General features: G+C 39.1%; 17 protein-coding genes, 9 tRNA genes, 3 rRNA genes, 1 pseudogene and 1 other annotated feature. Of the genes and pseudogenes, 5 read left to right on the forward strand and 25 right to left on the reverse strand.

The window, feature by feature from the left end; all coding sequences use genetic code 11:
* Positions 1–2: 2 nt before the first annotated feature.
* The 14 genes and pseudogenes from rsgA to DOK78_RS01795 all read right to left on the reverse strand — a co-directional run bounded on the left by rsgA (position 3) and on the right by DOK78_RS01795 (position 7,464).
* Positions 3–884: a ribosome small subunit-dependent GTPase A gene (gene rsgA / locus DOK78_RS01730; RefSeq protein ID WP_207941572.1), complete on the reverse strand. Its 882-nt coding sequence runs from the start codon at positions 882–884 to the stop codon at positions 3–5.
* A gap of 82 nt (positions 885–966) precedes the next feature.
* Positions 967–1,707: pseudogene (locus tag DOK78_RS01735) on the reverse strand (alpha/beta family hydrolase).
* Between the two features lie 61 nt (positions 1,708–1,768).
* Positions 1,769–1,842: transfer RNA gene (locus tag DOK78_RS01740), tRNA-Pro, on the reverse strand.
* A gap of 28 nt (positions 1,843–1,870) precedes the next feature.
* Positions 1,871–1,944: transfer RNA gene (locus DOK78_RS01745), tRNA-Arg, on the reverse strand.
* A 9-nt stretch (positions 1,945–1,953) separates the two neighbouring features.
* Positions 1,954–2,039: transfer RNA gene (locus tag DOK78_RS01750), tRNA-Leu, on the reverse strand.
* Positions 2,040–2,053: 14 nt separating this feature from the next.
* Positions 2,054–2,125: transfer RNA gene (locus DOK78_RS01755), tRNA-Gly, on the reverse strand.
* 3 nt (positions 2,126–2,128) lie between these two features.
* Positions 2,129–2,204: transfer RNA gene (locus DOK78_RS01760), tRNA-Thr, on the reverse strand.
* 11 nt (positions 2,205–2,215) lie between these two features.
* Positions 2,216–2,297, reverse strand: a tRNA-Leu gene (locus DOK78_RS01765).
* Positions 2,298–2,306: 9 nt separating this feature from the next.
* Positions 2,307–2,379 (reverse strand) — tRNA-Lys (locus tag DOK78_RS01770).
* A gap of 3 nt (positions 2,380–2,382) precedes the next feature.
* A tRNA-Val gene (locus DOK78_RS01775) sits at positions 2,383–2,455 on the reverse strand.
* Between the two features lie 12 nt (positions 2,456–2,467).
* Positions 2,468–2,583: ribosomal RNA gene (gene rrf, locus DOK78_RS01780) — 5S ribosomal RNA — on the reverse strand.
* Positions 2,584–2,666: 83 nt separating this feature from the next.
* Positions 2,667–5,581, reverse strand: a 23S ribosomal RNA gene (locus tag DOK78_RS01785).
* 180 nt (positions 5,582–5,761) lie between these two features.
* Positions 5,762–5,834, reverse strand: a tRNA-Ala gene (locus DOK78_RS01790).
* 72 nt (positions 5,835–5,906) lie between these two features.
* Positions 5,907–7,464 (reverse strand): 16S ribosomal RNA (locus DOK78_RS01795).
* Together the 16S, 23S and 5S rRNA genes with 9 tRNA genes alongside form the textbook arrangement of a ribosomal RNA operon.
* 716 nt (positions 7,465–8,180) lie before the next feature.
* Here DOK78_RS01795 and DOK78_RS01800 point away from each other — a divergent pair.
* The 4 genes from DOK78_RS01800 (at position 8,181) to DOK78_RS01815 (ending at position 13,177) form a co-directional block, all read left to right on the forward strand.
* On the forward strand, positions 8,181–8,870 hold the full coding sequence (locus DOK78_RS01800; protein WP_207941849.1) for a response regulator transcription factor: 690 nt from the start codon (positions 8,181–8,183) through the stop codon (positions 8,868–8,870).
* Positions 8,860–10,041 carry a sensor histidine kinase gene (locus DOK78_RS01805; RefSeq protein WP_207941850.1) on the forward strand — a complete coding sequence of 394 codons (1,182 nt, stop codon included), beginning with the start codon at positions 8,860–8,862 and terminating at the stop codon, positions 10,039–10,041. The genes DOK78_RS01800 and DOK78_RS01805 overlap by 11 nt, the downstream gene beginning before the upstream one ends.
* Positions 10,042–10,079: 38 nt before the next feature.
* Positions 10,080–10,279, forward strand: a binding site (T-box leader).
* A gap of 58 nt (positions 10,280–10,337) precedes the next feature.
* A complete protein-coding gene (gene serS, locus DOK78_RS01810; protein ID WP_207941851.1) occupies positions 10,338–11,612 on the forward strand; it encodes a serine--tRNA ligase in 1,275 nt (424 codons plus the stop codon).
* Between the two features lie 107 nt (positions 11,613–11,719).
* Complete coding sequence (locus DOK78_RS01815; protein WP_207941852.1) at positions 11,720–13,177, forward strand: polysaccharide deacetylase family protein; 1,458 nt, start codon at positions 11,720–11,722, stop codon at positions 13,175–13,177.
* A 49-nt stretch (positions 13,178–13,226) separates the two neighbouring features.
* Here DOK78_RS01815 and guaB read toward each other — a convergent pair whose 3' ends face one another.
* The 11 genes from guaB to DOK78_RS01870 all read right to left on the reverse strand — a co-directional run bounded on the left by guaB (position 13,227) and on the right by DOK78_RS01870 (position 22,477).
* Positions 13,227–14,711, reverse strand: a complete 1,485-nt coding sequence (guaB, locus tag DOK78_RS01820) for an IMP dehydrogenase (RefSeq protein WP_207941853.1) — start codon at positions 14,709–14,711, stop codon at positions 13,227–13,229.
* A 162-nt stretch (positions 14,712–14,873) separates the two neighbouring features.
* A complete protein-coding gene (locus tag DOK78_RS01825; RefSeq protein WP_207941854.1) occupies positions 14,874–15,566 on the reverse strand; it encodes a DUF1129 domain-containing protein in 693 nt (230 codons plus the stop codon).
* A 102-nt stretch (positions 15,567–15,668) separates the two neighbouring features.
* Positions 15,669–16,781, reverse strand: coding sequence for a redox-regulated ATPase YchF (gene ychF / locus DOK78_RS01830; protein WP_207941855.1), 1,113 nt, complete (start codon positions 16,779–16,781; stop codon positions 15,669–15,671).
* Between the two features lie 7 nt (positions 16,782–16,788).
* On the reverse strand, positions 16,789–16,977 hold the full coding sequence (locus tag DOK78_RS01835; protein WP_016176019.1) for a DUF951 domain-containing protein: 189 nt from the start codon (positions 16,975–16,977) through the stop codon (positions 16,789–16,791).
* Between the two features lie 12 nt (positions 16,978–16,989).
* Positions 16,990–17,877, reverse strand: coding sequence for a ParB/RepB/Spo0J family partition protein (locus DOK78_RS01840; RefSeq protein WP_207941856.1), 888 nt, complete (start codon positions 17,875–17,877; stop codon positions 16,990–16,992).
* Positions 17,867–18,631, reverse strand: a complete 765-nt coding sequence (locus DOK78_RS01845; RefSeq protein WP_207941857.1) for a ParA family protein — start codon at positions 18,629–18,631, stop codon at positions 17,867–17,869. The genes DOK78_RS01840 and DOK78_RS01845 overlap by 11 nt, the downstream gene beginning before the upstream one ends.
* Before the next feature lie 11 nt (positions 18,632–18,642).
* A complete protein-coding gene (rsmG, locus tag DOK78_RS01850) occupies positions 18,643–19,359 on the reverse strand; it encodes a 16S rRNA (guanine(527)-N(7))-methyltransferase RsmG (RefSeq protein ID WP_207941858.1) in 717 nt (238 codons plus the stop codon).
* Positions 19,360–19,507: 148 nt separating this feature from the next.
* Positions 19,508–20,326, reverse strand: coding sequence for a DUF6612 family protein (locus tag DOK78_RS01855; RefSeq protein WP_207941859.1), 819 nt, complete (start codon positions 20,324–20,326; stop codon positions 19,508–19,510).
* 238 nt (positions 20,327–20,564) lie between these two features.
* The gene (locus tag DOK78_RS01860) at positions 20,565–21,143 is read right to left on the reverse strand and encodes a nitroreductase family protein (protein WP_207941860.1); all 579 of its coding nucleotides are present in this window, start codon (positions 21,141–21,143) and stop codon (positions 20,565–20,567) included.
* Between the two features lie 184 nt (positions 21,144–21,327).
* A complete protein-coding gene (locus tag DOK78_RS01865) occupies positions 21,328–21,966 on the reverse strand; it encodes a FusB/FusC family EF-G-binding protein (RefSeq protein WP_207941861.1) in 639 nt (212 codons plus the stop codon).
* A 262-nt stretch (positions 21,967–22,228) separates the two neighbouring features.
* Complete coding sequence (locus tag DOK78_RS01870; protein ID WP_207941862.1) at positions 22,229–22,477, reverse strand: hypothetical protein; 249 nt, start codon at positions 22,475–22,477, stop codon at positions 22,229–22,231.
* A 136-nt stretch (positions 22,478–22,613) separates the two neighbouring features.
* Between DOK78_RS01870 and DOK78_RS01875 the strand changes: the two genes are divergently transcribed.
* On the forward strand, positions 22,614–24,137 hold the full coding sequence (locus tag DOK78_RS01875; protein WP_207941863.1) for an AMP-binding protein: 1,524 nt from the start codon (positions 22,614–22,616) through the stop codon (positions 24,135–24,137).
* Positions 24,138–24,219 lie beyond the last annotated feature (82 nt).

The raw sequence follows: 24,219 nt of genomic DNA on the forward strand, positions 1-24,219 counted from the left end.
TCCTATTTTTTCTTACGATAAACGGGTCTTCGTTTTTCAATTTCTTCTAAAAATTGGACATAATTTTCATAACGTGTTGTAGCGATTTCTCCACTTTCAACACGTTCTTTCACTGCACATTGTGGTTCATTAATATGCATACACTCACGGAAGCGACAAGCGTGGGATGCTTCAACAAATTCTGGAAACTGTTTAGGCAATTCTCGTGCTTCTATTTCTAGAAAATCAATCGAACTAAATCCTGGTGTATCTGCAACCAATCCTTCTGCAATTGGAATCAGTTCTACATGGCGTGTCGTATGTTTACCTCGTCCAAGTGACTCTGAAATCGCTGCAGTCTCTAAGTCTAATTCTGGAACAATACGATTTAATAAAGTAGATTTTCCTGCTCCAGACTGCCCCATAAAAACAGTTAAGTGATTGGGAAATAAGCGTTCTAATTTGTTAATTGCTTCATTGTTTTCAGTTGCAGCAATCACCGTATAGCCAATCTTTTGGTAGCAAGCAACTACTTCTTTGATTTTTTCTTTATCGTCACTTAAATCCGTTTTACTTAAATAAATAATTGGTTCGATAGCTGTATATTCTAACGTAACTAAAAAACGATCCAATAAATTATACGAAAAATTAGGCTCTACCATACTTGTTACAATAACTCCCTGATCAACATTTGCTACTGCTGGACGCACCAATTCATTTTTTCGCGGTAAAACTTCTAATAAATAACCATCTGTCAGATTACTACTCTCAAAGATAACCTCATCACCAACTAATGGCGTGATGTTCCGATTCCGAAAGTTTCCACGTGCGCGGGTTTGATACAACTCTCCATCTGATTGTACATAGTAAAAGCCACTCAATGCTTTTCTAATTTGTCCCTTCAAAAATCCGCCTCCTTGCTTTTTGTCTATTGTATCATATTCCCTAGCATCCGCTAAGTATAATAAAAAAACACCATGATAAAAATCATGGCATTTCCATTTCTATTGTCTGCAACCATTGAATTAATGTTTCACTGATTTTAATTTGCTGTTGTTGATTGGTAATTGTTGATTTGCCATCACCCTTTTGAGGACCATAACTTCCAAATCCAGCATGATTGCCGCCAATAATTGTTTGGTATTCTGTTTGTTGAGGTAAAAATTGTTTGGCTTCTTGATAATTTTTTTCGTTTAACACATCATCATGATCACCTGTCATAGAAAGTACAGGCCCTTCAAAAGACTGTAAATTTCCCTTTTCATCCGGATAACTAGCTAAGAAAAAAACACCCTTTACTTTGTTCTCTTGACTCAATTCACTCGCTGCTCGACTAGCAATCACACCACCTAAGGAATGTCCTCCTAAAACAACCGTTGACAACTGCTCTTTTTCTATTAATTCTTGCGCAGCTTTAGTATCTAATACTGCTAAGTTAAATGGCGATTGGATAAGATAGACAGAAAAACCCGCTTCTGCAACTTGCTGCGCCTAAATACTATAACTTTTATTCTCTACTAACGCACCTTGATAAAAAATAATAGCCGGATTTTCTTTTTTTCCTTCAAAAACCAAAACATTATCTTCTCGAATCGCCTTTTTAGCTGCTCTTTGCGCATCCGAACTAGCTACATAAGAACTACTTTTTATATAGAAAAAACTACCTAATAATAGGAGTAGACATAAGATACCACTAAGCAGCAGCCATTTTTTATACTTTTTTTTCATCAAAAAATTCCTCTTTTTAATAAAATAAAAACACTATCCAAAAATGAATAGTGTTTTTGTATCGGGAAGACAGGATTCGAACCTGCGACCCCTTGGTCCCAAACCAAGTGCTCTACCAAGCTGAGCTACTTCCCGTTAGTAATTTTAAACAATAAAAAAACTACGCGCCCAAGAGGAGTCGAACCCCTAACCTTTTGATCCGTAGTCAAACACTCTATCCAATTGAGCTATGGGCGCATATGTTAATGCCGAGGACCGGAATCGAACCGGTACGGTGATCACTCACCGCAGGATTTTAAGTCCTGTGCGTCTGCCAGTTCCGCCACCCCGGCGTGAAATTGGCTAAAGCGGAAAACGGGGTTCGAACCCGCGACCCCCACCTTGGCAAGGTGGTGCTCTACCACTGAGCTATTTCCGCGAATGGTGCCGGCTAAAGGACTTGAACCCTCGACCCTCTGATTACAAATCAGATGCTCTACCAACTGAGCTAAGCCGGCGAAAACTTATATGCGGGTGAAGGGACTTGAACCCCCACGCCCGAAGGCGCTAGATCCTAAATCTAGTGCGTCTGCCAATTCCGCCACACCCGCATTTGAAAATGAGTCGTACAGGGCTCGAACCTGTGACCCTCTGATTAAAAGTCAGATGCTCTACCAACTGAGCTAACGACTCATATGGAGGTTAACGGGATCGAACCGCTGACCCTCTGCTTGTAAGGCAGATGCTCTCCCAGCTGAGCTAAACCTCCATAGAGATAACAGTGTGGCGACGTCCTACTCTCACAGGGGGCAACCCCCAACTACAATCGGCGCTAAGAAGCTTAACTTCTGTGTTCGGCATGGGAACAGGTGTATCCTTCTCGCTATCGCCACCACACTATTTAATTGAATGAACGTTGTTCATTCAAAACTGGATTTTAAAGTAAAGGTCATAAAAACCTTGAATTCAATTTTTTCTTTTTGGTTAAGTCCTCGATCGATTAGTATCAGTCCGCTCCGTACATCACTGCACTTCCACTTCTGACCTATCTACCTGATCATCTCTCAGGGATCTTACTTTCTTAAAGAAATGGGAAATCTCATCTTGAGGTGGGCTTCACACTTAGATGCTTTCAGCGTTTATCCCTTCCCTACATAGCTACCCAGCGATGCCTCTGGCGAGACAACTGGTACACCAGCGGTAAGTCCATCCCGGTCCTCTCGTACTAAGGACAGCTCCTCTCAAATTTCCAACGCCCGCGACGGATAGGGACCGAACTGTCTCACGACGTTCTGAACCCAGCTCGCGTGCCGCTTTAATGGGCGAACAGCCCAACCCTTGGGACCGACTACAGCCCCAGGATGCGACGAGCCGACATCGAGGTGCCAAACCTCCCCGTCGATGTGGACTCTTGGGGGAGATAAGCCTGTTATCCCCAGGGTAGCTTTTATCCGTTGAGCGATGGCCCTTCCATGCGGAACCACCGGATCACTAAGCCCGACTTTCGTCCCTGCTCGAGTTGTAGCTCTCGCAGTCAAGCTCCCTTCTGCCTTTACACTCTTCGAATGATTTCCAACCATTCTGAGGGAACCTTTGGGCGCCTCCGTTACCTTTTAGGAGGCGACCGCCCCAGTCAAACTGCCCATCTGACACTGTCTCCCACCACGATTAGTGGTGCGGGTTAGAGTGGCCATAACGCAAGGGTAGTATCCCACCAGCGCCTCCATCGAAACTAGCGTTCCGATTTCTACGGCTCCTACCTATCCTGTACATGCGGTACAGACACTCAATATCAAACTACAGTAAAGCTCCATGGGGTCTTTCCGTCCTGTCGCGGGTAACCTGCATCTTCACAGGTACTAAAATTTCACCGAGTCTCTCGTTGAGACAGTGCCCAAATCGTTACGCCTTTCGTGCGGGTCGGAACTTACCCGACAAGGAATTTCGCTACCTTAGGACCGTTATAGTTACGGCCGCCGTTTACTGGGGCTTCAATTCGTACCTTCGCTTGCGCTAAGCACTCCTCTTAACCTTCCAGCACCGGGCAGGCGTCAGCCCCTATACTTCATCTTACGATTTTGCAGAGACCTGTGTTTTTGATAAACAGTCGCTTGGGCCTATTCACTGCGGCTGCTCTAAGAGCAGCACCCCTTCTCCCGAAGTTACGGGGTCATTTTGCCGAGTTCCTTAACGAGAGTTCTCTCGCTCACCTTAGGATACTCTCCTCGACTACCTGTGTCGGTTTACGGTACGGGCCGTTACTTTCTAACTAGAAGCTTTTCTTGGCAGTGTGACATCAGGAACTTCGGTACTGTAATTTCCCTCCTCATCACAACTCATCCGTTACGAATGAAAGCATTTGACTCTCACTCAGACTCGTTGCTTGAACAGACATTTCCAATCGTCTGCATTCCTTAGCCTCCTGCGTCCCTCCATTGTTCAAACAAAAGCAACGGGTACAGGAATATCAACCTGTTGTCCATCGCCTACGCCTTTCGGCCTCGGCTTAGGTCCCGACTAACCCTGGGCGGACGAGCCTTCCCCAGGAAACCTTAGTCATACGGTGGACAGGATTCTCACCTGTCTTTCGCTACTCATACCGGCATTCTCACTTCTAAGCGCTCCAGTAGTCCTCACGATCTACCTTCGACGCCCTTAGAACGCTCTCCTACCAATGCACCATAAGGTGCACTCCACAGCTTCGGTAATATGTTTAGCCCCGGTACATTTTCGGCGCAGGGTCACTCGACTAGTGAGCTATTACGCACTCTTTAAATGATGGCTGCTTCTAAGCCAACATCCTAGTTGTCTGTGCAACCCCACATCCTTTTCCACTTAACATATATTTTGGGACCTTAGCTGGTGGTCTGGGCTGTTTCCCTTTCGACTATGGATCTTATCACTCACAGTCTGACTGCCGAATATGAATGAATGGCATTCGGAGTTTATCTGAATTCGGTAACCCGAGATGGGCCCCTAGTCCAAACAGTGCTCTACCTCCATCATTCTCAACTTCGACGCTAGCCCTAAAGCTATTTCGGAGAGAACCAGCTATCTCCAAGTTCGTTTGGAATTTCTCCGCTACCCACACCTCATCCCCGCACTTTTCAACGTACGTGGGTTCGGTCCTCCAGTGCGTTTTACCGCACCTTCAACCTGGACATGGGTAGATCACATGGTTTCGGGTCTACGACTACATACTCATTCGCCCTATTCAGACTCGCTTTCGCTACGGCTCCGTTTCTTCAACTTAACCTCGCATGCAATCGTAACTCGCCGGTTCATTCTACAAAAGGCACGCTATCACCCATTAACGGGCTCTAACTTGTTGTAGGCACATGGTTTCAGGATCTATTTCACTCCCCTTCCGGGGTGCTTTTCACCTTTCCCTCACGGTACTGGTTCACTATCGGTCACTAGGGAGTATTTAGCCTTGGGAGATGGTCCTCCCGGATTCCGACGGAATTCCTCGTGTTCCGCCGTACTCAGGATCCTCCTAGGTGTCTTTCACATTTCGTCTACGGGGCTTTCACCCTCTTTAGCTAACTTTTCCAAGTTATTCAACTATCTGAAAGAACTACCATATCGGAGTCCTACAACCCCAAGATGCAAGCATCTTGGTTTGGGCTTTTCCCGTTTCGCTCGCCGCTACTCAGGGAATCGAATTTTCTTTCTCTTCCTGCAGGTACTTAGATGTTTCAGTTCTCTGCGTCTACCTCCTGTCAGCTATGTATTCACTGACAAGTAACATCCTATAAAAGATGTTGGGTTCCCCCATTCGGAAATCTCTGGATCAAAGCTTACTTACAGCTCCCCAAAGCATATCGGTGTTAGTCCCGTCCTTCATCGGCTCCTAGTGCCAAGGCATCCACCATGCGCCCTTATTCACTTAACCTTATCAACCTTACGGTTGGGTTTTGATAAAGATCTTCTAGCGATAGAAGCTTTATCAATAAAAATAAGCAATTGAACTTATTAAAAAACTCATTCAACGCGGTGTTCTCGGTTTGTTTTGATTTCTTTACTTTAAATATCCAGTTTTCAATGAACAATACTTAACGACCATTGTCGTTAATGGAGCCTAGCGGGATCGAACCGCTGACCTCCTGCGTGCAAAGCAGGCGCTCTCCCAGCTGAGCTAAGGCCCCAATAAATTTAAGAGTAAACCTCTCAAAACTGAACAAAGGCAAACGATGTGTAGTTTCCGTAATATTCCTTAGAAAGGAGGTGATCCAGCCGCACCTTCCGATACGGCTACCTTGTTACGACTTCACCCCAATCATCTATCCCACCTTAGGCGGCTGGCTCCAAAAAGGTTACCTCACCGACTTCGGGTGTTACAAACTCTCGTGGTGTGACGGGCGGTGTGTACAAGGCCCGGGAACGTATTCACCGCGGCGTGCTGATCCGCGATTACTAGCGATTCCGGCTTCATGTAGGCGAGTTGCAGCCTACAATCCGAACTGAGAGAAGTTTTAAGAGATTAGCTTAGCCTCGCGACTTCGCAACTCGTTGTACTTCCCATTGTAGCACGTGTGTAGCCCAGGTCATAAGGGGCATGATGATTTGACGTCATCCCCACCTTCCTCCGGTTTGTCACCGGCAGTCTCGCTAGAGTGCCCAACTAAATGATGGCAACTAACAATAAGGGTTGCGCTCGTTGCGGGACTTAACCCAACATCTCACGACACGAGCTGACGACAACCATGCACCACCTGTCACTTTGTCCCCGAAGGGAAAGCTCTATCTCTAGAGTGGTCAAAGGATGTCAAGACCTGGTAAGGTTCTTCGCGTTGCTTCGAATTAAACCACATGCTCCACCGCTTGTGCGGGCCCCCGTCAATTCCTTTGAGTTTCAACCTTGCGGTCGTACTCCCCAGGCGGAGTGCTTAATGCGTTTGCTGCAGCACTGAAGGGCGGAAACCCTCCAACACTTAGCACTCATCGTTTACGGCGTGGACTACCAGGGTATCTAATCCTGTTCGCTCCCCACGCTTTCGAGCCTCAGCGTCAGTTACAGACCAGAGAGCCGCCTTCGCCACTGGTGTTCCTCCATATATCTACGCATTTCACCGCTACACATGGAATTCCACTCTCCTCTTCTGCACTCAAGTCTCCCAGTTTCCAATGACCCTCCCCGGTTAAGCCGGGGGCTTTCACATCAGACTTAAGAAACCGCCTGCGCTCGCTTTACGCCCAATAAATCCGGACAACGCTTGCCACCTACGTATTACCGCGGCTGCTGGCACGTAGTTAGCCGTGGCTTTCTGGTTAGATACCGTCAAGGGATGAACATTCTCTTCTCATCCTTGTTCTTCTCTAACAACAGAGTTTTACGATCCGAAAACCTTCTTCACTCACGCGGCGTTGCTCGGTCAGACTTTCGTCCATTGCCGAAGATTCCCTACTGCTGCCTCCCGTAGGAGTCTGGGCCGTGTCTCAGTCCCAGTGTGGCCGATCACCCTCTCAGGTCGGCTATGCATCGTTGCCTTGGTGAGCCGTTACCTCACCAACTAGCTAATGCACCGCGGGTCCATCCATCAGTGACGCAAAAGCGCCTTTCAGCTTTCTCTCATGCGAGAAAAAGCATTATGCGGTATTAGCACCTGTTTCCAAGTGTTATCCCCCTCTGATGGGCAGGTTACCCACGTGTTACTCACCCGTTCGCCACTCTTCTTTTCCAGTGAACCGAAGTTCGGCGGAAAAGAAGCGTTCGACTTGCATGTATTAGGCACGCCGCCAGCGTTCGTCCTGAGCCAGGATCAAACTCTCATAAAAAGTTGAAACAATCTTTCGATTGTTAAGCTCATAAATAACGTTTGCTAGCATTACTGCTTGCTTGTTTTGTGTTACTTCTATCTAATAGAAGTGTCCTACACAATTGGTTCGTTTGCTTGCTTTGTTCAGTTTTCAAAGGTCTACCTTGCTGTGTTAGCAACTTTTAAATCATATCAGATTAACAAGTGAATGTCAATTGTTTTTTTTAAAGAATTTCAATAATTTTTCAAACAAAATTATTGATTGCTTAACAGCAACTCAATCATCATAACAGATGTATTGTTATTCGTCAACAATTTATCTGGTTATTTTTGTTGTTAATTCAACGTATATAACCAATGTGTTTTTGACGACTTTGTTATAATATCATCTGTCATTTACTTCGTCAACTCTTTTTTTCAAAAAGTTAAAGAATTTTTTTGTCGCTTAGGACAAGTAATAATATACCAAGATTTTTGTTATTCGTCAACAGAAAAAACATTGATACATCAACGTTTCTTATTACATCCCTTTCTTCTCATCCTCAACCTTTTTTTGTTCGTTTTTATAGCGAAATACTTCGTAAAATTCAAATTTATCCATTCATCGTTCGTTTTTAGATTTCGTTTGCTTTTGTAATTTCTTATATTCTCTAAAGATTAGGTGGAAATTTATCTATTTTCTCTATTTTTTGATAAAATACTATTAAATACTATTGTTCTATAGGAGGACATTATATGAAAATTTTAGTCGCAGATGATGATAAAGAAATTGTTGAATTGATTAGTATCTATTTACACAACGAAGGCTATGAAACAATCAAAGCTTATGATGGAAAAGAAGCTCTCTCTAAAGTGCGGACGACACCCGACATTGAATTATTGATTCTGGATATTATGATGCCAGAAGTTGACGGCATGCAAGTTGTCAAAACGCTTCGTAAAGAATCACAAATCCCTATTATTATGTTAACTGCTAAAACAACAGATATGGATAAAATTAAAGGTTTAGTTGCAGGCGCTGATGATTATGTAACAAAACCTTTTAATCCATTAGAAGTGATGGCTCGTGTTAAATCACTTTTACGTCGTACTAAAATGCAAGTTGCTTCTGCTCAACCAGATGTTTTGGAAGTAAGTTCATTGATTATTAATCGTGATTCACATGAAGTAAAAACAATTGATGGAAAAGAAATTCAATTGACTGCTTTAGAATTTGGGATTTTATACTTACTTGCTTCCCATCCAAACCGTGTCTTCAGTGCCGATGAAATTTTTGAGCGTGTTTGGAAACAAGAAAGCGTCGTATCTGCAAAAACAGTCATGGTTCACGTGAGTCATTTGCGTGATAAAATTGAAGAAGCAACTGGCGGTGAAAAAATTATTCAAACAGTATGGGGAGTTGGATACAAAATAGATGCAAAATAAAGCAGAAAAAAGAAAACGAGTCACGCTTACTTCTAAAGAAATCAGTGAGTTATTTGCAGAATCAATTATTACGATTATTCTATTAATTATCGTAAATATTGCAATCTTGCTTATTCTTTCTTCTATTATAAATAATACTCCTGCTTTAAACGAGGCAATCTTTGAATCACGCAATAGTTTTGTCGAAAATTTGGACACGGAAATCTTTTTAAGTGGAAAAAATATTCTAGTTCCCGTCTTCCTTGTGTTGGACATTGCTTTTTTATATTGGCGCTTGATTCGTCGCTATCGTCAAATGCAATTACGACATATAATTAGCGAACTACATTATATTGCAGAAGGAAATTATGACCATCGCATTCCTTTTGAACTAAGAGGTGACTTGAATCGCGTGGTGAGCAGCATTAATGGCTTAGTTGATAGTACAGTTGCTGCGATTGAAGAAGAACGAAAAATTGAAAAATCCAAAGATGAATTAATTACCAACGTTAGTCACGACATTCGTACTCCTTTAACCTCAATTATTGGCTATTTGGGATTAATTGAAGATCGACAATACCATTCAGAAGAAGATTTATTGAAATACACGCACACTGCTTACGTGAAAGCTAAGCAAATGAAATCGCTCGTTGATGATTTATTTGAATATACAAAGGTTAGGCAACCCAGTGTGCCAGTTAATTTAATTAAATTTGACATGGTACAGTTAGTCGAACAACTAGCTGCTGACTTTGAATTAGAAGCTAGCAAAAAAGGAATTGAGGTACAAACTGTTGCGCGTCCTGCACAAATTATTATGGACGGTGATACAGAAAAATTAGTGCGCGTCTTTAACAACTTGTTAACGAATGCCCTAAAATATGGCAAAGGCGCCACAAAAATTGTAATGGAAGTCGAAAAGGTTGGCACTGAAGTCGTTATTACAGTTAAAAACAATGGTAAAATGATTCCTAAACGCGCATTGGATTCACTTTTTGACCGTTTTTATCGGGTAGAAGAATCGCGTTCACAAGAAACAGGTGGAACCGGATTAGGATTAGCAATTGCCCAAAGCATCGTTGCTTTGCATGGGGGGTATATTTATGCTAAATCCTCTCATACATGGACTTCTTTTATTATTCATTTACCGTTACATCGCAACAAAGTACCACAACCTAATAACAACGGTTGACGAAAATAAAAAATTCGGCTATGCTAAAACCAATTAAATAGAGAATATGCAAAGAATCTAGTACAAATTAGACTTCTAAAAAGAGAGCTGATGGTTGGTGAAAATCAGTAGAAGCTATATTGGAATCCAATTCTTACCATGCGTCTTTTGAAAGAAAGAACCTTCCCTCAGGTTACGAGGACAAGTGCGGCGTATGCCGAACTTGGGTGGCACCGCGAACAACTATTTCGTCCCAAGCTATTTTGCTAGGGATGGAATAGTTTTTTTATTTTATTCATATAATAGGAGGAAAAAAGATGTTAGATATTAAAATGATTCGTCAAAATTTCGACACTGTGCAACAAAAATTAAAAACACGTGGCGTTTCTGAAGAAGTTCTCGCTGAATTTCTAAAATTAGATGAAGACCGTCGTAGCTTATTAGTCCAAGTAGAAGACTTAAAAAAATACCGCAATGATGTTTCGGCAGAAATTGCTCAATTAAAACGCTCTAAAGAAGACGCAACTGCTAAAATTACTGAAATGAAAGAAGTGGGCGGTAAAATCAAAGCTTTGGATAGCGAAGTGGCTCAAATTGATGAACAATTGAAAGTAATCGCTACAACTCTACCAAATATTCCCCATGAAAGTACACCAATCGGAAAAGACGAAGATGACAACGTAGAAGTACGTCGTTGGAGTGAACCTCAATCATTAGACTTTGAAGCAAAACCTCACTGGGAAATTGCGGAAAACTTAGGTATTTTAGACTTTGAACGAGGAGCGAAAGTTTCTGGTAGTCGTTTTGTCTACTATACTGGTTTAGGTGCACGTTTAGAACGAGCTTTGTATAATTTTATGTTAGATCAACATGTTTATGAACATGGATATACTGAAATGATTACACCATATGCAGTCAATAGCCAAGCGATGTTTGGTACGGGACAATTTCCAAAATTTAAAGAAGATGTCTTCCAATTGGAAAACTCTGACTTAACATTAATTCCCACAGCTGAAGTACCGTTAACAAATTACTATAGTAACGAAATTTTAGACCAAGATCAGTTGCCTATTTATTTTACGGCATTAAGTCCAGCTTTCCGTTCAGAAGCAGGTAGTGCAGGACGTGATACACGTGGTTTGATTCGCTTGCATCAATTCAATAAAGTAGAAATGGTTAAATTCAGTGATGCGGAACATTCTTATGATGAATTAGAAAAAATGACCGCTGACGCTGAATCAATTCTCCAAAAACTAAATTTACCTTACCGTGTAATGGCCTTGTCAACAGGTGATATGGGCTTCTCTGCTGCCAAAACGTATGATTTAGAAGTTTGGATTCCAGCCCAAGATACGTACCGTGAAATCAGTTCATGTTCTAACTGTGAAGATTTCCAAGCGCGTCGTGCCATGATTCGTTACCGTGATGCGGAGAATAAAATCCACTATGCACATACCTTAAATGGTTCTGGTTTAGCAGTCGGTCGTACCGTTGCTGCCGTGTTAGAAAATTATCAAAATGCAGACGGAAGTGTCACAATTCCTGAAGTATTAGTTCCTTATATGGGTGGACTAACAAAAATTGAAAAATAAGCAAAAACCGTAAATGAAGTTTTCATTTACGGTTTTTTCGTTGATTGAATATTTCAATCATGTTACAGTATTAGTAATCACTTTTAGAAAATGAAAGAAGAGGAATTATGACTACAGAAAACACAAACAATAGACGCAGCAATCGACACTCAGGACAATCACCCAAAAAACTCCCTTATTTTTTATGGATTGCATTTCTTTCATGTCTGCTGATTATCGTCAGTGGTGGAACATATGTAGTATATGGCAAAATCCAAGAGCAACAACTCCAAGAAAAACTTGATGAAGAAACAACGAATTTAGTTGCTGAAATCGAGCAAGAACAAGAAAAAAATGGCGTTGTTAGTGAGAAAAAAGAACGGAATAACGATAATATCAAAGAGATTCTTTACATTCCTAAAGAAGAAAAAGAACTACCTTATGAAAATACAGAAGAACAATTGACTCATTTAATGAAACAAGAAAGAAAAAAACTTAAACATCCGAAACAAGCTATCGTAGTAGGTTGCGTGGAAAAACAAAAACGAACCGATCATCTTGCAACATACGCCTTAAATGTCGAAACATACGATTGGGAATCCAATGAACAAACCTTCAAAAAAGAAAATGAACGGACGGAAAAATCGATTTATATCAACACAGATACGGGAGAAGAAATTACATCTAAAGCTTTAATTGGTTCAAAAGCTAATTTATTAGCCATTCAACAAGTTATCCAACAAAAATTATTGGATGATGCGGAAAAACCACAAGATATTTTAGATGCTGTTTTAGATTTACCACGTATTAAATTTGAAAATGCTACGTATACACCAGAGCATTTAGAAATAGCTTTACCGAAAAATAAAACAGGGGTCGATAAATTGACGCTTGATTATAGTGATGTGCAATCATTTATCCAAACTGATCTAGTTGATCCAAGTCAGTTATCAGAAGAAACAACTGCTTTAGATCCCAATAAAAAATATGTTTCTTTGACCTTTGATGATGGACCTGGTGGAGACACTACACCACGATTGTTACAACTTTTGGCTGAAAAAGATGTAAAAGCAACCTTCTTTATGCTAGGTCAAATGGCCGAGGAATTCCCTCAAATTGTTAAAGATGTGCATGAACAAGGACATGAAATTGCCAGTCATTCGTATTCACATCCACAATTAAATGCGATTCCTAAAGACAAATTAAAAGAACAAGTTCGTCTAACCGACAAAGCAATTTACAATGCTGCTGGGATTTTACCACGTACCTTACGTCCGCCATATGGAGCGATTAGTCCAGAATCAGCAGAAGTTATTGGTAAACCAATTATTCAATGGGATATTGATTCTTATGACTGGGATTCAAAAAATACACAAGCAGTTATCGATCGTGTCAATCAAACAGCCTTTGAAGGTGGAATTATTTTGATGCATGACATTCATCCAACAACGATTGATGCCGTAGGAACGGTTATTGATAACTTACGTGCACAAGGCTATGAATTCGTAACGACAAGTCAATTATTGGAGCAAAAAGAAAAACCGTTGTATCAATACTTTGGACAAACGGATGCTCGTGAAATTTAATTAATAAAAACCGTTGTCTCCTCGATCGAGGAAACAACGGTTTATTTTTTTATGATTCAATTGAATAGTTTGGTGCTTCTTTAGTAATTTGTACATCATGTGGATGGGATTCTTTCAAGCCATTGCCACTCATTTGGATAAATTGCGCATTGTCGCGTAATTCTTTCAAGTTCGCTGCACCGACATAGCCCATACCAGATTTTAATCCACCCATCATTTGGAAGATGATATCTGCTGCACTCCCTTTGTACGCTACACGACCTTCGATACCTTCTGGAACTAACTTATTCGCTTCATTCACGCCACCTTGGAAGTAACGATCGCTTGACCCTTTTTCCATCGCACCTAATGATCCCATGCCACGATACGTTTTGAAACGACGACCTTGGAAAATTTCAAATTCACCAGGAGATTCATCCGTACCAGCTAACATACTCCCTAACATTACCGCAAAACCTCCGGCAGCTAATGCTTTGACAATATCACCAGAATATTTAATACCACCATCAGCAATGATTGCCTTGCCATATTGGCGAGCAACTGACGCTGCATCGTAAATTGCTGTTAATTGAGGAACACCTACACCTGCAACGACACGAGTTGTACAAATTGAACCTGGTCCAATTCCGACTTTAACAACATCAACACCTGCGTCATATAAAGCTTTGGTCCCCTCACCCGTTGCTACATTGCCGGCAATTAATGTTGCTTCAGGAAACTCTGCACGAATTTCTTTAATTTTGCGTAATACGCCTGCGCTATGACCATGTGCCGTATCAATAACGATAGCATCCGCACCAGCATCCAATAAAGCTTGCGCACGTTCAAAGGTATCACTTGTTACCCCAACTGCTGCTGCAACTAACAAACGACCGTGTTCGTCTTTTGCTGCATTTGGGAATTCGATTACTTTTTCAATATCTTTAATCGTAATTAAACCACTCAAGCGACCAGCTTCATCAACGATTGGTAATTTTTCAATTTTGTGTTTTTGTAAGATTTTTTCAGCATCCTTCAACGATGTTCCTACAGGTGCAGTCACTAAATTTTCTTTTGTCATTACATCAGAAATTGGAATATGATAATCTGTTACAAATCGTAAGTCACGGTTTGTCATAATTCCGACTAATTTACGGTTTTCCATTGTTTCGACAACAGGAACACCACTAATACGATAACGACTCATTAACTCTTCAGCATCCGCTACTAAATGCTCAGGCGTTAGGAAAAATGGATCAATAATAACGCCACTTTCAGAACGTTTTACTTTGCGAACTTCATCGGCTTGCGCTGCAATACTCATATTTTTATGAACAACACCTAAACCACCTTGGCGCGCCATGGCAATCGCCATCTTACTATCTGTTACGGTATCCATACTGGCACTAATAATTGGAATATTCAATTTTAAATTCTTAGCTAATTGAACACTCATATCAACATCATTTGGCAATACACGACTTTCAGCAGGTATCAGTAATACATCATCAAAAGTCAATCCTTTTTTCACGAACTTTGTTTCCCAGTTGGACATTTTCGTAACCACTCCTCAAATTTTTATATTTTAATGAAAATAGCAAAAATTATGCCATAAGTCAACTATTCAAAATAAAAAGATTAAATAACTAAGAATTAAGTAAGAAAAAACGAACAAACTGCCCTTCTCTCACAGAAAAGGTTATTTGTTCGTCTCCTATTATTTTCGTGGAACAGATAAACTACCCACGATATTGTATTTTTTCTTCAAGTAATAACGTAACCCAATCGCAACTGCACCAATCACTGCTAAAACAATTGGATCAAGTACAATATTAATTGAACTTGGTAAAATTGACGTTACTGCAATTGTCGCAATCCATAAGAAAAATGAACCGATTAAGATCAACATAATCTTCCACATTTTTGGACGCTGTGATTTATCTGCACCTGGGCGCTCATATTGATACATATATTTATACATCACATAAAAGACCCATCCACCGACCATTGCCATCGAAATGAATGTGATAATCCCATACACTTGTGCACTATCACGAGCAAAGAGACCCATGACGCCCATCATAATACCGAAAATACCTAAAATTAATAACGTATTATCTAACCACATCATGACAGGTGATGTTTCTTTGACTTCTTCTGGTTTATTTAAAATTGCTTCTGTTCGTTCAGAAACCGTTCCAAACAATTGGCGTGCTGTTCGGCCACCTTTTTGTTCTTTAACTAAAACAGGTAATATTTCGTGTAAAGCAATCGCTTTTTCTTCTTCAGATAAGTTCGCTGCTTCAAGTGATTTTTTCAAATCAAAAATATACTGTTGGTTTCTTTTTGTTAATTGTTTTTCTAATTCACGATTTTCTGAAACATATCCTCGTAGAGTTTCTGGTTCCATGACTCTCGGTTCTCCCTTCGCCTTCCCTAACAACATTTCCACAGGCTATTTTACCATACTAGTTCCTTGCTTTGGTAGCACTTTACTGCAAAAATCGTTAGTTTATACATTAAAGCGGAATAACATAACATCGCCATCTTGCACGATATACTCTTTTCCTTCTAAACGAACACGTCCAGCTTCTTTTGCTGCTTGCATGTTTCCATATTTATCTAAGTCTTCAAAAGAAACAGTTTCTGCACGGATAAAACCACGCTCAAAGTCAGAATGGATAATCCCTGCCGCTTGAGGTGCTTTGATTCCCTTGCGGAAGGTCCATGCACGAACTTCTTGCTCGCCCGCCGTAAAATAGGTTGCTAGACCTAATAAATCATAAGCTGCACGGATTAATTGATCCAATCCAGATTCTTCAATACCTAGTGCTTCTAAGAATTCTACTTTATCCTCTTCATCTAACTCGGCAATTTCTTCTTCTGCACGAGCACTTACGATAATTACTTCTGCATTTTCACTAGCTGCAAATTCACGAACTTGTTTAACATATTCATTGCTATCTGCATCCGCCACTTCATCTTCAGAAACATTGGCTACATATAACACTGGTTTGGTTGTTAATAAGAATAATGAACGGACGAATTTTTCTTCTTCCGATGTAAATTCAATCGTACGAGCAGATAAACCTTCTTCTAAAACAGGTTTGATTTTATCCAAAATAGCTAGTTCAGCTAACGCATCTTTATCTTTTGTTTTCGCAATTTTTGCGACACGTGTATAACGTTTAGTAACGGAATCTAAATCTGCTAAAATCAATTCCAAATTGATTGTATCGATATCTGCTAAAGGATCTACAAAGTCTGCTTCACGATTTTGTTCACGCATAATGTTTTCATCATCAAAACAACGAACAACGTGACAGATGGCATCAACTTGACGAATATGACTCAAAAATTGGTTTCCTAGTCCTTCTCCTTTGCTGGCACCTTTTACGATTCCAGCAATATCAGTAAATTCAAAGGTTGTCGGTACTGTTTTTTTAGGATTGACCAATTCAGTTAGTCGTTGTAAACGCCAGTCTGGTACTTCAACCATCCCCACATTTGGATCAATCGTTGCAAAAGGATAGTTCGCTGCTTCTGCACCAGCCTTTGTAATCGCGTTAAATAAAGTTGATTTTCCTACGTTTGGTAAACCAACGATTCCAGCTGTTAATGCCATGTTTTCTTCACTCTTTCTCTTTTTTTTCTAAAATTTTCTTCATTTTCTTTTCAAATTCGCGACGTGGTAACATTACAATGTGACCGCATTTCTCGCATTTAATTTTGATATCCGCACCCATACGGATAATTTCCCAACGGTTTGTTTGGCATGCATGCGGTTTTTTCATTTCTACTTTATCGCCTAAGTCATACATAGATTTCTCTCCTTATGCTTCATCAAAATGAATGTTTAAAATATCTAAAATTCGCGTTAAATCACTTTGAGACAAATATTCGATTTCAATCTTACCTTTGCCTTTTTTTTCATTGATTTCGACACTTGTTCCAAACTTATCCATCAAACGATCTTCACTTTCACGTAAATAATACGGCTTTTCTTTCACGATTCGAGGAACCTTTTTCTTATCTTTGGATTCATTCATTGTAGAAACAAGCTGTTCTAATTGACGCACGGTTAAATTTTCTTTCACACAACGATTAGCTAATTTTAAAATTTGCTCCTTGTTTTTCAAGCCTAATAACGTTCGGGCTTGCCCCATCGACAAACGTTCATCTTGCATCATTTCTTTGACCAACTTTGGCAAAGATAATAATCGTAAATAATTCGCAATATATGGACGGCTTTTTCCTAAGCGTTCAGCAACTTCTGCTTGAGTCAGTTTCAAATTCTTCATTAGCATATCATAGGCTTCCGCTTCTTCCAACGGATTTAAATCTTCACGTTGTAAATTTTCTAAAACCGCCACTTGCATCATGGATTCTTCATCAAACTCTCGAATAATGGCAGGAATCGTTTCTTTTTTTGCTAATTTTGAGGCTCGGAAACGGCGTTCACCCGCAATAATTTCATACCCTTTGACTGCTGATTTACGCACAATAATTGGTTGAAACACGCCAGATTGCTCAATGGAATTCGCTAATTCTTGTAAAGAAACTTCATCAAACGTTTTGCGCGGTTGATACGGGTTAGGGCGTAGTTCATTTAAAGAAAGTTCTAGCACTTCGTCTTTTTTTACATCTACATTTTCAAGTCCAGCTAAATCTTGAAACAACGCATCGATGCCTTTGCCTAAACTTTTCCCCTTATTTTTCACGAGCTAACACTTCCTTTGCTAAAGCCTGATAAACTTCGGCACCTTTTGATCGTAAATCATAATCAATAATCGATAAACCATAGCTTGGTGCCTCAGATAAGCGAATATTTCGTGGAATAACAGTTTGATATACTTTCTCTTGGAAATAACGACGAACATCTTCAACAACTTCACTACTTAGATTTGTTCGTGCATCAAACATAGTCAGCAAGACACCTTCAATTTCCAAATCTGGATTAAAGTGTTTTTGTACTAAACGAACGGTATTCAACAATTGACTTAATCCTTCTAACGCATAATATTCACACTGTACAGGAATTAAAATGGAGTCACTTGCAGTAAACGCATTGATGGTCAATGTCCCTAATGAAGGTGGGCAATCGATTAAAATGTAATCATATTGCGCAGTTACTTCTTTTAAAGCCACTTTCAGACGTGTTTCTCTAGCCATCTTCGTTGCTAGTTCGATTTCGGCACCAGCCAATTGAAGCGTGGCAGGAACAATATCTAAATTTTCTCTTGAACTAGCTAAAATGGTTTCACGAATCGGCACTTCATTCACTAATACATCATAAATATCTGTCTGTACGTCTGCCTTTTTAATTCCGATTCCACTTGTCGCGTTGCCTTGTGCATCAATGTCTACTAGTAAAACTTTTTTGCCAACATAGGCTAAACATGCTCCTAAGTTGACCGTTGTGGTGGTTTTACCAACGCCACCTTTTTGGTTTGCAACAGAGATAATTCGTGCCATGGCTCTTCCTCCTACTTGATTGGCTGTTTATTTGGTAATCCTGGTTTTCTAGGATATTTTTTGGGTGTTTCTTTTTTCTTTTCAATAATTAATGTATGACGCTCATCATTGGTAACAGGTAAATGAATTTCTTTATCTTCTATGAATTTACCACCTAAAATCGCAATTGCTAGTTTTGCTTCAAGTAATTCTTCTTCGCTTTTAGCTGCTTTTAAAGCAAAGAAAAAGCCAGATTTTTTCACTAAAGGCAAACATAATTCAGCTAACACATTTAAGCGAGCAACTGCACGGGCTGTAACATAATCATATGAAGCGCGATGTGCTACATTTTGTCCAAAAGTTTCCGCACGATCATGAAACAATGACACGTCATTTAAACCGAGTGCATCGACTAAGGTTTGTAAAAAAGTAATGCGTTTATTTAGTGAATCAACAATTGTAATTTTTAATTGAGGAAAGACAATTTTTAAAGGAATACTTGGAAATCCTGCACCTGAACCGACATCACATAAGGAAGCTTGTTCATTTAATGGTACGGATAATGCCAAGGTGATTGAATCATAAAAATGCTTCAAATACACTTCTTTTTTCTCAGTAATTGCAGTCAGATTCATCTTCTCGTTCCATTCAACTAATAGTTCGTAGTAGCGTTCAAATTGTTCCATTTGTTTTTGGTTCAACTCAATGCCTTGAGTACGTAATTCTTGTTGAAATTCTTCAGGTAACATAGCCATTTCCTTTCTTTTCGTGAAACAAAAAATGTTTCACAGACTAGTTACTACTTTAACGCAAAACCGCTAATCATGCAATAGTTCGACTATAAGAATACGCAAAAAAAGATGACTAAGCACCTCACTCAGCCATCTTTTTCTAAATTTATTTCGCTGCTGGAATTTCAATTGCGTCAATTTGATTGATTTTATCAAATGAACCAGTTTGATCCATTTTAGCAGAAATTTTATACCCATCTGCTTCAACTTCGTAATCCATCATAGACGTAAATGAAACTGGCAAGAAAGTCTCTTTACTGATGATTGATTCATAAGAAAAATCATTGATTTTCATTTGATCCATCATGCTAGACATGTCTGCTTCTGTCCCTGTATTTCCAGATGTTAAAACTTTTTCAGCTAAATCTTTTAATTCTTCGCCACTACCAGTAAATGACAACACATAATTTTCGCCAGCTTCTGTAAGCTCTACTTTGTCTTGATATTCTTCAAATGAATCAAAAATATCCGATGAAGAATACGTATCAATTAAATCTTCCACATCCACACCTGATGTTTCAAGTGGTTGTTTTTGCCATTCGTCTGATCCAGCAACTTGATAATACAATGCTTCTTTATCCATGTAGCTAGTTGTCGTTTGAGATTGACCATCTACGGGGAAACTAGTTTCAGTCTTCATTGCAAAAGGGTCTAGCGTATATTGAACGACAGAGCTTGTATCCACCTTATTTTCTTGTTCGTTCATCATCATATCCATTTTGATGTCCATTGTTATTTCTGCACTCTTAATATTTTGTGATGCTTCAGAAGCTTTCTGTAAAACTTCTTCCTTAGACAAATTTCCTGCTTGTTTTTCAGAGGTCGCGACCGTTTCATTTGTTGTTGCTTGTTCATTGTTGTTACACGCAGATAAAGTAATTGCGCATAAAGCAATCGACGCCCAGACTAACTTTCTTTTTTTCATCGTTGTTCCCTCCTAAATAATTTATACCCTTATATTGTAACATGTGATGGAATTAAATTCTTTTTTCATGTTTAAAAACAAAAAATAGCAAGGACTATTCCCCCTGTCTACGAAAAATACCCGAACTTTATAGAATAAGATGGTTCATTACAGTCGACATTTATTACAAATCTATGTTAATGACTACAGCTTATCTCATATCGTTCGGATATCTTTTAATTATATTATTTTTTTAATTTTATAATAAAGGCGTTGCCCATGTTTTAACATCTGCTCGTTTCGCTCGATTCTTTTTGATTTCTGGATCAGGATAACCCAGACGATAATTCGCTATTACTTCATAATTTTCAGGAAAACCTAAGCGCTTAGCTAATTCTTGATCCATTACAAATTTACTTGATGCCCAAAAACCAACCAAACCTGCTTCATAGGCAACCAATGAGAAATTTTGAATTAAAGCAGCCGTCGCTTGAATCGAATCTGAATCTAAGCGTTTGTTGTCTGGAATAACTTCTCTTGCGAATAAAATCGTTGCTGGCGCATTTTTAAGTAAGTTCGTCATTTTTTTAGTCATTTTTTCTCGACTTGCTTCATCATGAATCACACCATTTTCTTCATAACGCTTAATCACTTCATTGTATAGAAACGCTTTTTCTTCTTGCGTCGTAATAATTTTTGCTTGCCAAGGCTCACGTTTATGAAAAGGAGCAAAGCGTGCTTTTTCTAATAATTCATAAATTAACTCTAATGGAACTTCTTTACTCAAACTCTTTTTGGATGTCCGACGTTCAACAATTGCTTCACTAACTGTAACCATTCTATCTCCTCCTTTGAGAATCATTCTCACTTATTAGTTTACTTAGAAAAAAATGAGAAAACAACTATTAAAGCTTATACAAGATTCAAAAAAATACCCGAACGACACAAGAGCATTGTTTCAGGCTCTCTATCGTTCAGGTACTTCGTTTTAAACAATTTGTATCAGGTTCTTATATTACCAATTATTTCATTTGATTGACAAACGTATAAAATGAAACCATATCATGCAATTGATGATTGCATTGTTCACTATCCGCACAGATATAATTTCCTTTTTTGGTGTATGTCCCATCACCACTCGTTTTAGTTGTCGCTAAAAACATCGAGACGTTCGATACTTTTTGACAAATTGAACAGACATTTTTCAAAATAGTGGGACTTAATTGCCCAGAAATTCCTTGCAGCTTCTCATCTTGATAATACAAAATAAATTTCTTCTGACTGCCGGGATCATTCCAGCCTATATAAGAGTGTTCTCTTAAATCAAGTCCTTCCCATGCCGGAATCTTTAACTTTTTAGTTTTTCGAAATGCTTTTTCAATCTGCTTATTTGAAGGTTGATTAAACGGAATCACCGCTGCTTTTAACGTTTCAAAATAACTTTCGGTTTTCGCTCTTGTTAAGGACCTATCCAAAATAAATGTCTTGAGTGCTTCAATTTCTGGATAGCGTTCTGGAACAATTTCATCAATTTTTTCGACAGTCAGCGCTTGAATTGTCTGAATTGTTTCGTGGTCATTCACAGATTGATACGAATTAATTAAATATTGGACTTGTTTTTGAATAGCAAAATATTGATATGGTTGGATTATTGGGTTCATTATAAATTTCCTTTCTTCAAACATATAGATGCTTTGAAGAAATCAGACAAAGCATCCGAATTAACGATCAGCAATTTGTCTTTCTACAGAAGATACAGTACGTACCATTCTATCATCCCCTTTAGTTGATTCAATTATATTACTGACCTATCATACGTGGAAACATCCAAAATATCAATCGAAATGTTTCACGTGAAACACTTCGATCCTTGATTTAACAACTTGTGAAATCATTATTTTTCTATTGTGCAACAAAGCACAATTATCGTCCGTAGATTATTCCATTTTTATATCTTCTAAAAAGAATCGTAGACTGTCTATCAATCCAAACAGCTTTTTCTAGTGTTGCAAATAAATGGCTCCCATTTTGAGCCTGAGACTTATCCACAATAAGCAACTGTTGGATAATTTTTTGAATTTCTTTGTCCGTAATTTTATCTGAATCAACTTGTGGATAAAATATATGTCGTTTTCCTTCACTTGTTAAAAAGATTAACTTTAATTTTTTCATCTCCATCCCTCCTAATATTAATAAACGATTACACAAACATCATTGTCGCTTTTTTATAAAATTTTTATTTTCAATTGTATAATCAATCACAAAATATGCTATGATAAAGAAAATATTATTAAAGGAGTCCTTTTATATGGATCAATACACCCCGTTAAATTTATATACAAATTATGAACAAGCAGCACTCAATTATCCCTCACAACAACTAATTCTTGATGAAGTCTTGCCTGCTTTCCCAGAATTACCCTTAGAAACCACTTATGCTGAAAGCTTAGCTATCATTCAGCAACGAGCGTATCAATTAGCCCGCTGTGGCGTGCAAGCACGAGATAAAGTTGTTATTTTTAAAAGCCCAAAATTTGATACTTATTTATTAGCAACAGCTGTTTCTTATTTAGGTGCTATCCCAGTGATGGTTTCCTATCATTTCCCCGTAGAAACTATGACTGTTTTTGTAGAACGTCTGGAAGATCCTTTCATTCTTTTTGACGACCAAACGGCGAATGTGGTCCAAGCAATTGAAAATAGTTCCGATAATAAACATCTAGCTGTAAGCTATTTACTTCAACAAACTCCGTTAGAAGCCCCACAGCTTCAATTAGAGCTAGATGAAATCAGCTATATGACTCATACTTCTGGAACTACTGGTATTCCAAAATTAATTTGTCATTCAGCAAATTCAATGGGCTGGCGAACCTTATGGCAACGAACTATTTTTGAAAAAATTACAGAAAAAAAATTATTAGCTTTTCATATCTCACCTGTTCATTCTCGCTTTAATATTGGTATGACTTCTGCTATGGCGATGGGGTTCCCCTTAATGCCTTTAAATACTGCAGATAGTCAAAAAGTAGGTGTGATGTTAACTCGTTATCAGCCGATTGCGTTAGAAACGCACCCAAATAACTTTGTACAGTGGTCCTTTTATGCCAAAGAACACCCTGAAGCGTTTCACAGTATTCGTTACTATCATTCGACTTTTGATGCCATCAATAATCAAACCATGGCACGCTTTTTGGAAGCTTCTGGAGACGAAGAAGCAGTTTTTCTACAAGTATATGGACAAAGCGAATGTGGACCGATGATTCTTAAAAAACATACGCTAGTTTCATTAAAAGGAAATGATGCCCGCGATATGGGAATTGGTTTAGAAGGTTTAACTCAAGCACGTATTGCTGATAAAAACGGGAATGTCTTACCGGCTAATACAGATGGACACATCCAATTTTTATCAAAAGGCCGTGCACTTACTTATTACAAAGAAGACGCACGCTTCCAAGAAACAGTTTATAACGAATGGTGGGATAGCGGAGACTACGGTATGATTGACTATCAGGGGCATTTATTCTTAAAAGATCGTCAAGTAGATTTAATTGAAAAAATTAACAGCAATCTTGCCATCGAAGATTATTTACTTGATCACTTAGACTTTCTAGAAGAAGTAGTTATCGTCCGTGATCAAGATCAACAACCGCAACCCATTATTTCAGTTGTCACTGGGAAAGAAATGAATTGGGATGCCTGGTGGGAAAAAATTGCTGATTTACCGCATTTAAACGAACCACTGCTACGAAAATTTGAAGAAATTCCTCGCACAGCTACCATGAAAGTGCAACGCCTACAAATTGAACAAGCATTAAAAAATCATACATTTTAAAACAAAAACAACCGAGCATAAGAATATACTCGGTTGTTTCACATGAAACATTTAGCTAAAAGAATGCAAGAGAATAGCCTTC

The sequence above is a fragment of the Enterococcus sp. DIV2402 genome (genome assembly GCF_017426705.2).
Lineage (GTDB): Bacteria > Bacillota > Bacilli > Lactobacillales > Enterococcaceae > Enterococcus_F > Enterococcus_F lowellii.